At 39.9% G+C, this 13,246-nt stretch carries 10 protein-coding genes; 7 read left to right on the forward strand and 3 right to left on the reverse strand.

All coding sequences use genetic code 11. The annotated features are described in order from the left end of the window. Positions 1-208: 208 nt before the first annotated feature. Positions 209-2,386, reverse strand: coding sequence for a type I-D CRISPR-associated helicase Cas3' (gene cas3, locus AACX33_RS21430; RefSeq protein WP_193997317.1), 2,178 nt, complete (start codon positions 2,384-2,386; stop codon positions 209-211). 96 nt (positions 2,387-2,482) lie between these two features. Here cas3 and AACX33_RS21435 point away from each other — a divergent pair, with 96 nt between their 5' ends. After that, the gene (locus AACX33_RS21435; protein ID WP_193997316.1) at positions 2,483-3,349 is read left to right on the forward strand and encodes a WYL domain-containing protein; all 867 of its coding nucleotides are present in this window, start codon (positions 2,483-2,485) and stop codon (positions 3,347-3,349) included. A gap of 34 nt (positions 3,350-3,383) precedes the next feature. Here the strand turns inward: AACX33_RS21435 and AACX33_RS21440 are convergent, their stop codons facing one another. Next, positions 3,384-4,247, reverse strand: a complete 864-nt coding sequence (locus tag AACX33_RS21440; protein ID WP_193997315.1) for a fructosamine kinase family protein — start codon at positions 4,245-4,247, stop codon at positions 3,384-3,386. Positions 4,248-4,322: 75 nt separating this feature from the next. Next, positions 4,323-5,594, reverse strand: coding sequence for a M16 family metallopeptidase (locus tag AACX33_RS21445; RefSeq protein ID WP_193997314.1), 1,272 nt, complete (start codon positions 5,592-5,594; stop codon positions 4,323-4,325). A gap of 531 nt (positions 5,595-6,125) precedes the next feature. Between AACX33_RS21445 and AACX33_RS21450 the strand changes: the two genes are divergently transcribed. From AACX33_RS21450 to AACX33_RS21475, 6 genes are all read left to right on the forward strand, one after another. Beyond that, complete coding sequence (locus AACX33_RS21450; protein ID WP_193997313.1) at positions 6,126-7,190, forward strand: glycosyltransferase family 2 protein; 1,065 nt, start codon at positions 6,126-6,128, stop codon at positions 7,188-7,190. Positions 7,191-7,266: 76 nt separating this feature from the next. Then, a complete protein-coding gene (locus AACX33_RS21455; RefSeq protein ID WP_193997312.1) occupies positions 7,267-9,072 on the forward strand; it encodes an ABC transporter ATP-binding protein in 1,806 nt (601 codons plus the stop codon). Positions 9,073-9,078: 6 nt separating this feature from the next. Continuing rightward, complete coding sequence (locus tag AACX33_RS21460) at positions 9,079-10,290, forward strand: glycosyltransferase family 2 protein (RefSeq protein WP_193997311.1); 1,212 nt, start codon at positions 9,079-9,081, stop codon at positions 10,288-10,290. Between the two features lie 8 nt (positions 10,291-10,298). Further along, the gene (locus AACX33_RS21465) at positions 10,299-11,585 is read left to right on the forward strand and encodes a glycosyltransferase family 2 protein (RefSeq protein ID WP_193997310.1); all 1,287 of its coding nucleotides are present in this window, start codon (positions 10,299-10,301) and stop codon (positions 11,583-11,585) included. Between the two features lie 36 nt (positions 11,586-11,621). Next, on the forward strand, positions 11,622-12,458 hold the full coding sequence (locus AACX33_RS21470) for a class I SAM-dependent methyltransferase (RefSeq protein ID WP_193997309.1): 837 nt from the start codon (positions 11,622-11,624) through the stop codon (positions 12,456-12,458). Between the two features lie 13 nt (positions 12,459-12,471). Continuing rightward, positions 12,472-13,212, forward strand: a complete 741-nt coding sequence (locus AACX33_RS21475; RefSeq protein WP_193997308.1) for a class I SAM-dependent methyltransferase — start codon at positions 12,472-12,474, stop codon at positions 13,210-13,212. The last annotated feature ends 34 nt before the right edge of the window (positions 13,213-13,246 follow it).

Below are 13,246 nucleotides of genomic sequence, written 5' to 3' on the forward strand. Positions count from 1 at the left end.
GTTATCTTGCGAGGAATACTCACATGATAAAGCAACTAGTTAGTCATGACCAGTTAAAAAGTCTTATTGAGTATTTATACTTCTCTCCCTACTCTGGTATAGTATGAATGGGAGGGTAAGCCATACACTCTAAATACTGAGTAATAATACCTACTAGGGATTGAAATATGACCTACTATTTGCGGTCTAAAACCCTCCCACAAAATTTTCAAACAACCCATATCTCATCTCCTGCGCTTTTGAACGTATAAGCGAGTGTATCTAGCAGCAGTGCAGAGTGACCAAAGGCGATCGCATACGGCGCACTAACATCATGAAAGCTATACTGATCACTAATGGGATAAATCTGAAAGTGCATCGGTAGCCGTAACCGCATCCGCACCTCAGATACAGGACGGCGAATCACATAACAAACCAAACCTTCTTTCTTCAATCGTTTGTTAATTGCACCAATCCATTGATTGTCAGGTTGCCAAATTTCCACACCAGTTAAAACCTGAACTTTCCAAGCGTCGGCTATTGGCTGTAAGTCCCCAGGATAGGTAAATTTCCAGTTCAGCCGTTCCTCTCGGTAGGAACGCAACTTCATAAATGCTAGACAATGAGCAAATCTACCTTTGGCTATGGGTTGTCTTGTGCGTTGTGCGGTTTCTTTAAGTGTCCGTACAAATCCCGCCTCTGTCCACATTTCAATTTCTAAATTTCCCAAAATACCTGGTAAATCGTAGGTTTTAAACCTGTCCGCTTCGTTTTCTTCGGTTAAATCGTATAAACCACATTGCAAAGGACTGGAACCGCGAAAACTAGCCGCATCGTCAGCTATGGGATTTCCTGGTTTACCTGACAGTGCTTTCCAGTCTTTCGCCCATCCTGAAACACGTCCGGCTATGGACTTCAGCTTGCTTCCAAAGACTTCCTCACAGGCTTTTTGAAACTGTTCTCGGCTTTGGGCATACTGTTGTTTAATTGTGCGATCGCTCAATTGATAATACAGCCAAAATGATTGTACAGCACCCCAACGGCGATAATAACCGCGAAAATCATTGATTTGTCGATAATTTTCACTAATTGTATTGTGAAAACATGGACGCTCGTAAATACTATTTACCTCTAAGGGTGGTGAATCTACCTGAAATAAACGTTCAACTAAAAAGTTAGGTACAAGGGCAAAAGCTGTAAAGTTTTCAAACTTAATTATTTCACCATTTTTCTCATAGCCTTCATGTCTGCCTAATCGCCCCAAACGTTGAATAAAGTTACCTGCATCTGATGACTCAAAAATCAGAAAATTGATTTTAAAGTCAACACCCACATCAATTGTGCTAGTACCAATAACTAAATCAGCCATCAAACTTTGCTCTTTAATTGCTTTGCCAGAAAGTCCGGTATTTTCTCCTACTGTTAATTTATAAGGATTAAATATTTCTTGAAAAAATACTGTTAGACGTTTGACTGCTGCAATTGAATTGAGAATAATAGCTCCTTTACTACCTGGAAAATTTTGAAATTGAGCCAAAATTAAATCACTGTTTTCTTTTAACCAAGTTTCCGAAGCTTTAAAAGCAGGTTCTAAAGGAATAAAATTTAACGAAATTGTTCGCGCTACCTGCCGCCAGCCCTGTGTTTGCAGTTGCTGTCCTTGTTCTTCTGTTTCGGGAAATTGATATTTATTTTGAGCAATAGGATTAATAACTTGACAACGAAATCCAGCCTGTTCTAATCTAACAATTAAATTTGGATCTGGTGTGGCTGAGAGAAACAGGAATTTTTTGCGGCGATTTGTACAACGAATTAACAACATTGTGTTAATTACACTGGCAATTTGGGGAGCAGAAAAAACGTGAAATTCATCGAAAATAAATAAGTCAAAATCTTTATCAATTCTACCCCATAATTTATCTGGACTATCGCCATGAATTATATAAGCCCCCCGATGCAAGTAGTGAAAAATATCAGGATTGGTGAGTAATACCTCTCTTTGGCTAGTGAGGGTAGAAATAGCTGCCCCTTTTTTCAATCCTTCATTTTCGGCGTAATTTTCTAAATCAGCCCCGCTTAGTCTAACTACACGCGGCTCATCTTCTGGCTGGAATTGTTCAATATATCCTCTAATTTGCGTTTCTTGGTCACGGGCGAGTTCATTAGTTGGATAAAGTCCAATGGCGGAAAATTCACCTTGCAGAACTTCTAAATATGCAGCCAAGCTTTTTCCATCGCCTGTCATAGCTGTGTTGAATACTACTTCAATATTTGGATCTCGTAGTGCTTCTAAAGTAGCTAATTGATGCCATGAAAGCGACCAATTTTCAGGTAATTTCACTCCGTCAGGTGTGGGGACGGTTTGAGAATAAACAGGCTTGAGAGTAATTTTGTATTCTTCGGACATACACTTAAATAGTGTCCGTAACTGGTTGTTACTTCTTATATTGCCATGCAAAATAAAGATTGGCAAGATATATCCATGTAAAGTGTCCGTATAAATATGAGTCGGAAAGGTCAGTCAATAACTCTCTCTATTTCAGAACGCGATAAGGCGGAACTAGAAGCGATCGCACTACAATTTGGTATGATGTGGGGCGATCGCCCGAATATCTCGAAACTGGTAGAAGCGATCGCTCAACGTCAGCTACTTATCGGTAATAATAATGATTGGACAGAAGCCCGCATTAGAGCATTACACCGATGTATTGGTGCATTAACCGACATTGGACAAGTTGAACAAGCCCAAATTATTGCCAACTTGCTTCTCGAACGTAGCGAACTATCAATCCCACTGCGAAATGAAATCGAAAGTTTCCTAGAAAATCTCCCCCCACCTTGGCGCTTACAAATAGATAACTACATCCAGCGACAGCACCCATTTCAGCTTTCCTATCAAGATCCAGCCGGGCGTATATTTAATTTTACCGTCCGTTATGCTCAGGTTGCACCCCACGAAAAGCGGCAATATCTTGATTGTTGGTGTGAAGAGACAGAAGGAAACTTTGATATCCCCGAACTCATTCACAACTGGTGTTTGCGTTTAGATAGAATTACAGATGCGGCGGTGATTTCTATTCCTGGGGAGTGGCGTTCTCACTTAGATGAAGTAGAGGTGGAAATGCACATATTTGGTGGCTTGGCTTTTGGCTATAAAGCGAAACTAGAAGACAATGTTAATGAATGGCTACCAGATAAACCCAAAGTGCGGCGAGTTATTAGGCGTGTATCCAGTACCTTTTGGTTTAACCGTGAAGTGATGCAGTATGCGCCAGACTGTGTAGTGATTATGCCAGAAAATGTGCGCGATCGCCTAAAACAAAAACTGCTCACCCTATGCCACTTATACGATATCGAAACCATGAGTTAAATTTTGTGGGGTGGGTATCTTACCCGCCCTCTAATTACCTTAAAATCTGCTCAATCATGCGGTTGGCTTGAGAAGCATAACCACCGCCAAATAAATTGAAGTGATTGAGAATATGATACAGGTTATACAGGGTTTTTCTCTGCTCATAACCTGCATCTAAAGGAAAAACTTCGTGATAACCTTGGTAAAATCCAGCCGGGAACTCACCAAATAATTCTGTCATAGCAATATCAACTTCTCTATCACCAAAATAAGTTGCTGGATCAAATATTACAGGTTCACCGGACACAGTACACCCAGCATTTCCACCCCATAAATCACCATGTACTAAAGATGGTTGCACTTGATGATTTGCCAATAGTTCCGGAATAGCTGCAAGTAATTGCTCTTGTTTGGGAAAACTCCCACCCCGTCGTCTAGCTAACTGAAATTGATAACTCAAGCGATGTTGAGTATAAAATTCTGCCCAGTCTGCTGTCCAGGTGTTAATTTGGGGTGTGGAACCAATAGTATTATTAATTTTCCATCCAAAACCTTGGCTATTAGTAGCTTTGTGCATCTGTGCTAACTTACGTCCCATTTCTTGGGAAAATTTGCTATTACCCCCTCCCATTTCTAGCCATTCCAAGACTATATAGCTAGAGTTTCCAGCCGTACCCCAGCAAATTGGTTTGGGAACACGAATGCTATTTGTAGCCAGCATTTCTTTTAAACCCAGCGCTTCAGCTTCAAACATAGCAACTTGAGAGGCTTGATTGAGCTTGACAAAGTAAGTCAAGTTACCATCAGAAAGAGCATAACCTTGATTAATACAGCCACCACTCACACTGCGCTTGTGCTGAGTTTGAAATTTTTCGCCAGTTACTTGGCTTATATGAGTATCAATTTCAGTCCACATATTTAAATTGGGAAATAGGGATGAGGATTTTTCTGTATTTTCTCATGCCCCACTCCCCACTCCCTACTCCCTGATTTAGGGTTTCAACACAACTACACCATAAGCATCTGGGGAAAGATACTGTTTTGCTGCTTGCATTAAGTCAGTTGCATCTTGGGATTGAATATGGGCTGGGTAGTTAAAGGCTGGTTCTAAATCTCCTACCATAGATTGATAGTAACCGTATAAACCAGCGCGATCGCTTGGTGTTTCGTTACCGAATATATATCTATTGGCTACCTTTCGCCGCACACGAGCAATTTCTGTTTCTGAAACCAACTCTGTATGTAGTATACGGATATGTTGAGCGATCGCCTCCTCAACAGCCTGTAAATTTTCCACCGCACATTTAGCAGAAATATAAAACGTCCCTTGTAACTGATTGGTCATATTACTCACACCAATAGAAGTCACCAGCCCCCGTTCTTCCCGCAAATCCCGGACAAATCGGGAAGTCCGTCCGTGTCCCAAAATTCCAGCTAAAACATCCAAACCATAAATATCATTTAGTTGTCCCAATCCTGGAACCCGCCAAACCATAACTAAACGCGCTTGCTGAAGACTGTCATCGATAAATTCCCGCCGCACAATTTCTGTAAACGCAGGTTCAGGATTAACCCCTAACTGTTGACTGTTAACTGTTAACTCTTGACTGTTGCTAAATCCCTCAGCCACAGTAGCAATTAATTCTTCCACAGGCAAATTACCCACAGCGACAGCCGTAATTGACTGGGGTTGATACCAAGTACGATGAAAATCGCGCATTTGCTGGGCTTGGAGTTGAGAAATTACCGCTTCTGGCCCCAACACTGGACGGCGATAAGGTAACTGTTCAAAAGCCGTCTCCATTGACCTTCTAAACGTCCTGCGCCGGGGGTTATCCTCAGAACGGCGAATTTCTTCCAAAACCACCAAACGTTCCCGTTCAAAGGCATCATCAGGAATACTAGCATTACAGACTACATCTATTTGCAGTGGGGCTAGCTCGGCAAAATCCTGGGGAGCTGTGGTTATATAGTAATGAGTATAGTCTTGGCTCGTGGCGGCATTAGTCACAGCACCCCGCTCTTCAATTTGACGTTCAAACTCACCGCTGGCTAATCGTTCGGTTCCTTTGAAAATCATATGCTCTAAAAAATGAGCCATGCCATTAATCGCATCAGATTCTACCGCCGAGCCAACTTTGATCCACAAACTGAGATTCACCGCTTCCACTGGCATTTGCTCTGCAACTATGGTCAAGCCATTGGGCAATTGATGCAGCGTTGGGGCATTTATCCGAGGGAATTTTAGCAGAGTTGAGGTCATGGGTAGTGGGGGAGTGAAAAGTTTTTTACTCTTTTATCTTATCTACGAATTTAAGTCAGCACCTTGATCTTGTTAACTACAACAACTGAGAGTTGTTTAGTAATAAAAAAGACAGTCATTAATTTATTTAATTTTTTTGACAATATATTTGATATTTGCACGAATATTTTACCAAACCTTATATTACATAGACTGGATAGCATATTTTCTGTATAATTTTTTTGGAAAAAAACCTGATTACTTAGTTAAATTCATTACTATAATATGATATTATACGAAAATTATCAGACAAGAATTTACATACTTACTAACTTTTTGACTCAAGAACTCTGACTTATACCAATCCTTCTGTGCGAAACTCTGCGCGAGTCAGGGCTGGGAGGAATTGCCCCCGTCATTTTAGTTATTCATGCTAATGACTCGAAATAAGATTGACATAAAAGCATCGATATCCCTCATTTGTTTTCATAGTCATAAGATGAGTTCATTATCTTCCTAAAACTGGAATATATCCCCTTTTAAAATCAATTTATGAATAGAAAAATAACCAATCCAAGTCAAACTAATCTGCCATTAGTTTCAGTAATTATAGCCGCCTATAATGCAGAGATATTTATTAGTAGGACACTAGATTCTATTTTATCCCAAACCTATAAAAATATAGAAGTCATAGTGGTCGATGATGGTTCCCAAGATAAAACCTCTGAAATTGTCGAATCATTTGCTAAAAAAGATCATCGAATCATTCTTTTGAAACAATCAAATGGTGGAGTAGCTGCGGCTCGCAATTTAGCTATTGAACATTCTCAGGGTGAATATATTGCACCAATTGATGCTGATGATATTTGGTATCCCCAGAATATTGAAAAGCAACTACAATGCTTGCTAAAAGCAGCTCCATCTGTAGGATTAGCATATGCATGGTCAATTGACATTGATGAGAATGACATACCCATGAATATGCTCAGAGCCGCAACAGAAGAAGGAAAAGTTTGTCTCAAATTTGCAAATATAAATTTTATCGGTCATGCAAGTGCTACTCTCATCCGTCGTGAATGTTTAGAAAACATTGGTGGTTACAATACGCAATTTAGAGAACAAAATGCTCAAGGCTGTGAAGATTTCGATCTGTATCTACGCATTGCCGAGAAATATGAATTTCGAGTTGTGCCAGAGTTACTAATTGGCTATCGCCAGGTAATTGGTAGTATGTCTTGTAACTCTCACGCAATGGAAAAATCTCGCCACTTAGCACTGGTCAATTTCCAGTGTAGAAATCCAGAAATACCTACCACAAGTTATAAAGATTCCTGGACTAATTTCTATGCCTATTTAGCGAATAGATGTAATTTTTCTGATCAGCATTGGAATGCCATTATCTGGTCTTGTAAAGGGATAAAAGTCAAACCCCAATTTCTTTATAATTATAAAGGATTGTTACTGAGCATTTTAAAGCTGATAGCTAAACCCCTAACTTCTTTAATTTGGCCAAACTACAAATCATGGTTTGTTTTTAAAAGAAAGATTAAGGGATATATTATTTCTAATAAGTATCAATCACTGATACCTAATAATAATGTCAGGAGTGATGTTTAAATCAAACATTCAGAATTGAATTACTATTTTTCCAGTTATAAATGAAAATCACTTGTCTAAACATTCAAGCACATCCATGAATGAAACAAATTTAGTTAAACGGTTATTACCACTTTTCAACATTTATCCCTGGTCAATTCCTTCAATTATTATTTTGGGGATCATCTCATCTTTATTTGAAGGTTTGGGAATTGGTCTATTTATTCCGCTACTGCAAAGCGTTATGGAAACAGACTCTGCAAATGCTAGTAATAGCTTTGTAGTAGATACTTTTAATAATATATTCAGCAATATTCCCCCAAATAACCGCTTTCTAATTATTGCTCTTTGTATTTTAGGTAGTATTTTCTTAAAAAGTTGTATAGCTTATACCAATGAGATTTTATTTGCTTGGTTTAATTCGCGTATTGGCCATCAGTTACGCTCAAGAATTTATAGCCAACTCCTAACTGTTAGCTATAGTTTTTTAGAAGCTAATGAATCCGGCAGCTTAATTAATATCTTAACTTCAGAAACATGGCGAACTAGCCAGGCTTTATCGACATTAGTCAGCTTAATTATTAGTAGCTGCATGATTTTAGTTTATGCAATACTTTTGCTGCTGATTTCTTGGCGGATGACTCTATTCGTGTCCATATTAATCATCCTGATTTCCTTGATTATCAGGGTAGTGACGCGCCAAGTAAAAAGTTTGGGAGAACAAGCAGTCCAGGCTAACTCCTATCTGGCGACCAGAATGTTAGAAGGGTATGCAGGTATGAAAGTAATTAGAGAATTTGGCCGAGAATCCTATGAGCAAAAACGTTTTGACATAGCCTCAAAAAATGTAGTTAAAACTTTTTTTAAAGTCGATGTTTTATCTAATACTGTCAGCCCTATCTCCGAAGTTCTTTCGGCGGTAATATTACTCTGTATTCTCGTAATCGCCTTGCTGCAAGACCGAAATTCATTACCTAATTTATTAACTTTTCTGTTTATTCTTTATCGTCTACAGCCGCGTGTCCAAAAGTTAGATAGTGCGCGGGTAAGTTTAAATTCTTTAGCCAGTGGTGTTGATGCAGTAATGAACCTTTTAGAGCAATCAGATAAACCTTATATTCGTTCTGGTGATATTTCCTACAAAAGTCTCAAGCAAGGTATATATTTTGAATCAGCGAGCTTTTGCTACCATCCTGGAGAAAGCCCAGCCATCAAAGATGTTTCGATTTGCATTCCCAAGGGTAAAACCACTGCCATAGTCGGTCCTTCAGGGGCTGGTAAATCTACATTGATTGGCTTAATCTGCCGTTTTTATGACGTGACATCAGGAGAAATCTATGTAGATAATCATCCTTTAAAAGCAGTGAATTTAAATGACTGGCGTGATCAAATTGCCATTGTTAGCCAGGATGTTTATGTCTTTAGTACCAGCATTTTAGACAATATTGCCTATGGTCGTTTAGATGCTACAGAGAATGAAATTATCGCCGCAGCCAAGCTGGCTCATGCTCATGAATTTATTCAGCAATTACCCTTTGGCTATGAAACTAAAGTAGGCGATCGCGGAATTCGTCTTTCTGGAGGACAAAGACAACGCATAGCCTTAGCCCGTGCGATTGTCCGCAATCCTGAAATTTTAATTTTAGATGAAGCGACAAATTCTCTCGATAGTATTTCTGAACACTTAATCCAAGAAGCCCTCAACACCCTGAGTCAAGATCGGACAGTGATTGTGATTGCTCATCGCCTATCCACCATTGAACAAGCTGATCAAATTCTGGTGATGAATGAAGGACGGGTGCAGGAACAAGGTAACTTTGCTGATTTATTGCAAAATAACGGATTATTTGCCCAGCTTTATCAGAGACAATATCGCAACTTTCCCATTGAAAAAACTAATTAAAATTATATGTCCTATCGTATCGCTGATATCGAAGTCACCGAGCCTCTGCCCACTATTTCACTTTTGGCAAGTGATACAGGTCTGGGGCTAATTTTACGCCGCCAAGGTCGGCCGATTGGTTTTCTCATGCAAGAATTACCAGCCAATAGCATAATTAAACCAGAAGATTTAGCTCAACTAATTGCCCAGGAGGTGGGATTGAAAATCCTTCAAGAAAGTATCCGGGAAGAATTAATAGTTGCGAATGAGCAAATTTCTTTTCCTTCATTAACAATCGCAATTTGTACCAAAGACCGTCCAGAAAATTTAGCTCGGTGTTTAAAATCCTTATTAAATATACAGTTACCTGTTTCCCCAGTGGAAATTTTGGTTGTGGATAATGCCTCTGTGGATGAACGCACCAAAGAACTGGTAGCTTCATTACCCCGCGTCCGCTATGTGCGGGAACCAAAACCAGGTCTGGACTTTGCCCGCAATTGTGCATTGCATTCCGCAACGGGGGAACTATTGGCATTTCTGGATGATGATGTCGTAGTAGATGGAACATGGCTCAAAGGTTTAATGACCGCATGGAGTGAAAATCCTGATGCGGCTGCTTTTACAGGGCTGGTACTGCCTTATGAGTTAGCCACATCAGCGCAAATTTTGTTTGAGAAAAGAGGTGGTTTTCGTCGCGGGTTCCAAAAAATTCGCTATGGACAAATATTACCGGGTAATCCTTTGCATCCCTGTGGTGCGGGCATTTTTGGTGCAGGATGTAATATGACCTTTCGCCGTGATGTTTTATTAAAATTAGGTGGCTTTGATGAAGCTTTAGATACTGGCGCGCCTTTACCTGGTGGTGGAGATTTAGATATTTTTTATCGGGTGATTCGAGCTGGTTATTCCCTGGTTTATGAACCTGAATATTTGGTGTTTCACGAACACCGCCGGGAATATGAAAAACTGCGCCGCCAATATTGGACATGGGGTTTAGGATTCGCGAGTTTTGTGATTAAATCTTACCAAAATGATCCTGCCCAACGTTCCCAACTGCGTCGGCTGATTCAGTGGTGGTTCAAAGACCAATTAAAGCAGTTAAAAAATAGTTTACAGGGTCGTCATGTTTTACCGCCAACTATGATTTTAGCGGAATTATGGGGTGGAATTGTGGGATTTTTCGGAGAATATCCCCGTTCGTTGCAACGTATTGAGCAAATTCGGAGGCAATTTTCGTGAGTAACTTTATGCCTTGGAAGGTTCTGCACATTGATTTAAGTTTGGGTGTTCCTTCTCTGGAGGCTGAACCAGATTATCAAGCTATCTATGCAGTGTTTTGGTGGCAGAGTATCCCTCTGGGGGATGAGGAAATTATCTCAGCACAGTTACCGATGTCTGCCCAACAGTTAGCAGATTTGGCTATCCAAGCGATCGCACCGGCTGTAGGCGATCGCCTTTTTGCTCATGGTTTCAAACCACCTTTACCAGTGGTGTCCCCCAATCCTGCACGTGATTCGCCTGTGGATTTTCAAGCCCTCATGGCATTGGCGCAACCCTTACAGCAACTCCTAGATGCTGATTCTCCATCTGATCAGACTACAGTGTCCATCGTAGTTTGTACGCGCAATCGACCAGAGGAGTTAGCTAGATGCTTGCGATCGCTACAAAATTTATCTCCACCTCCGCAGCAAATTATTGTTGTTGATAATGCGCCCAATTCTGAAGCTACACAGCAGCTAGTAGCCCAAATGCCTGATATCCAGTACATTCTAGAACCACAAGCGGGACTGAGTATCGCACGTAATACAGGGATTCGCCACTGTACTGGGGACATTGTGGCTTTTACTGATGACGATGTAGTGGTTAATCCCGACTGGATTTATCGATTACAGCAAAAGTTTGATTCTCCCGAAGTGATGGTAGTGACCGGTTTAGTCTTACCAGCAGAACTGAAAACAGAAGCTCAATTGATGTTTGAAAAGGATTTTGGCGGATTTGGTCAAGGATACCGAGCTAAAACCTTTGATACCCAATTCTTTGAAGACATGAAGTCGCGGGGCGTTCCTGTATGGAGAATCGGAGCCGGTGCTAATATGGCAATTCGACGACAAGCATTTGAGTTAGTTGGTAATTTTGACGAACGCTTAGGCGCAGGTGCTTCTGGATGTAGTGAAGATTCCGAATTATGGTATCGACTATTAGCAAAAGGATGGCTTTGTTGCTACGAACCGACCGCTGTTGTTCATCATTATCATCGGGGTGATTTGCACAAATTAGGACAACAGATGTATCAATATATGCAGGGTCATGTGGTAGCTTTGTTAATCCAGTTTGCTAACTATGGTCATGGGGGTGAATTACGTCGTCTGTTGATAGCATTACCCTGGTATTATACTAAGCGATCGCCTAAAGAATTCATGCGTATTCTGAAATCTGAAGAAACTACATTTTTCATGGGAATTTGGGGTTATCTTGCCGGGATTAAATGGTATTTGCAAAATACAAATAATCTCCAGATAACTAAATTACCATAAACTTATACATTCAGTCAGATTAGGAGTAATTACCCGATGTCAGCTTATACAGAAAAGTTTTATCGACTGGTTCAAGAAGGAGCTAAACAGTCAGCCGCAGAAATTGTTCCCATAGTGATTGAATTAATTCAACCGCAGTCAGTCATTGATATTGGTTGCGGTCTTGGCACATGGCTATCAAAATTTCAACAGCATAATATAACAGATATCTTGGGTGTTGATGGTGATTACATAGACCAAAAACAGCTAGAAATTCCCTCTGATAAATTCGTAGCCTTTGACCTAAAAAATCAATTTGTTATTGATAGAAAATTTGATTTAGTCGTCTCATTGGAAGTTGCAGAACATCTGCCCCAAGAGGATGGCGAAAAATTTGTAGAATCTCTAACCAATCTGGGTTCAGTAGTCCTGTTTTCTGCCGCTATACCTTTTCAAGGAGGAGTAGAACATATTAATGAACAATGGCAAGATTACTGGGTAAGCTACTTTCAACAAAGAGACTATGTTCCCATAGACTGCATTAGAAAAAGAATTTGGAATAATCAAAAAGTAGAAGTTTGGTATGCTCAAAACATGATGATTTTTGCAGATCAAAAATCCTTGGACTTACCCCAATATGATTTACTTAAAAAAGAATTTACAGTTAGTAGTAACTCCCTGGTTTCTGTAGTCCATCCCCAAAAATATTTAGAAGTCGTTGAAAAATATTTACAAGAAGTGAAAGTAGCTGAATGGTATATCCAAGAAAATGAAAAATCTACAGCAGCATTTCAACCCCAAAATATGTCCCTGAAGAAGCTACTATCAGCTTTACCAATAGTTTTTTGGAATAGCTTAAAAAAACGATTATTTTTGTTCCCATCAACCAAATAACTCCTGTAAATAGATGTATAAAACAAACCTAAAAGATTTTTTATCCTCTAATCCTTTCCCAGAACCACTCACTCAAGGATTCTTTTACCGCGAAAAGATGCGTGCTATTCATAACATTGCACCAGATCAAGAATTGCCACAAATTTTAGAAGTAGGCGGTGGTCAAAGTGGCTTAACAGCTTTGTTATATCCACAGTCGCAAATTACCAATATAGATTTAAATTCCCAATATGCTCAAGCTCCCTGCAACCAACAAAAAAAGGTAAAGTTTGTTTGTGGAGATGCGACTAATTTACCCTTTGAAAATCAATCCTTCGATGCTGTGACCATGTTCGATTTATTAGAACATATTCCAGATGACCAAAAAGCAGTATCTGAAGCTTTGCGAGTCTTACAACCAGGTGGGTTTTTGTTAATTAGTACTCCCAATGAAAATTGGCAATTTCCTTATTACAAATTTATGCAATCTATCTGTCCTAGTGAGTCCGAAGTTATGGCGGAATGGGGTCATGTCCGGCGTGGTTATACTTTGGCTGAACTGAAGACTTTAATCGATTTACCCTGTGCGAAGTTTGCCACATTTATCAATCCCCTGACAGTTTTGGGTCATGATGTGGCGTTCTCCCATTTGTCCCATCGCCAGCGGCGAGTGTTGTGTAAAATTTTGAGTCCCCTAACATGGCTGAGTTATTACTTGCACCAGCCTAATTCCCAAGGTACAGAAACGGCTTATCTTTGGCAACAAGTTAATTAGTCCAAAAGTCTAAGGTAAAATTATGAGTAGTAAT

It is taken from the genome of Nodularia sp. LEGE 04288, from assembly GCF_963896525.1.
Lineage (GTDB): Bacteria > Cyanobacteriota > Cyanobacteriia > Cyanobacteriales > Nostocaceae > Nodularia.

Coding starts and splice junctions, on each gene's coding strand:
- AACX33_RS21440 (WP_193997315.1), bottom strand. CDS start 4,247: ATGTGGACTGAAATTGATACTCATATAAGCCAAGTAACTGGCGAAAAA.
- cas3 (WP_193997317.1), bottom strand. CDS start 2,386: ATGTCCGAAGAATACAAAATTACTCTCAAGCCTGTTTATTCTCAAACC.
- AACX33_RS21445 (WP_193997314.1), bottom strand. CDS start 5,594: ATGACCTCAACTCTGCTAAAATTCCCTCGGATAAATGCCCCAACGCTG.
- AACX33_RS21450 (WP_193997313.1), top strand. CDS start 6,126: ATGAATAGAAAAATAACCAATCCAAGTCAAACTAATCTGCCATTAGTT.
- AACX33_RS21460 (WP_193997311.1), top strand. CDS start 9,079: ATGTCCTATCGTATCGCTGATATCGAAGTCACCGAGCCTCTGCCCACT.
- AACX33_RS21455 (WP_193997312.1), top strand. CDS start 7,267: ATGAATGAAACAAATTTAGTTAAACGGTTATTACCACTTTTCAACATT.
- AACX33_RS21475 (WP_193997308.1), top strand. CDS start 12,472: ATGTATAAAACAAACCTAAAAGATTTTTTATCCTCTAATCCTTTCCCA.
- AACX33_RS21435 (WP_193997316.1), top strand. CDS start 2,483: ATGAGTCGGAAAGGTCAGTCAATAACTCTCTCTATTTCAGAACGCGAT.
- AACX33_RS21465 (WP_193997310.1), top strand. CDS start 10,299: ATGCCTTGGAAGGTTCTGCACATTGATTTAAGTTTGGGTGTTCCTTCT.
- AACX33_RS21470 (WP_193997309.1), top strand. CDS start 11,622: ATGTCAGCTTATACAGAAAAGTTTTATCGACTGGTTCAAGAAGGAGCT.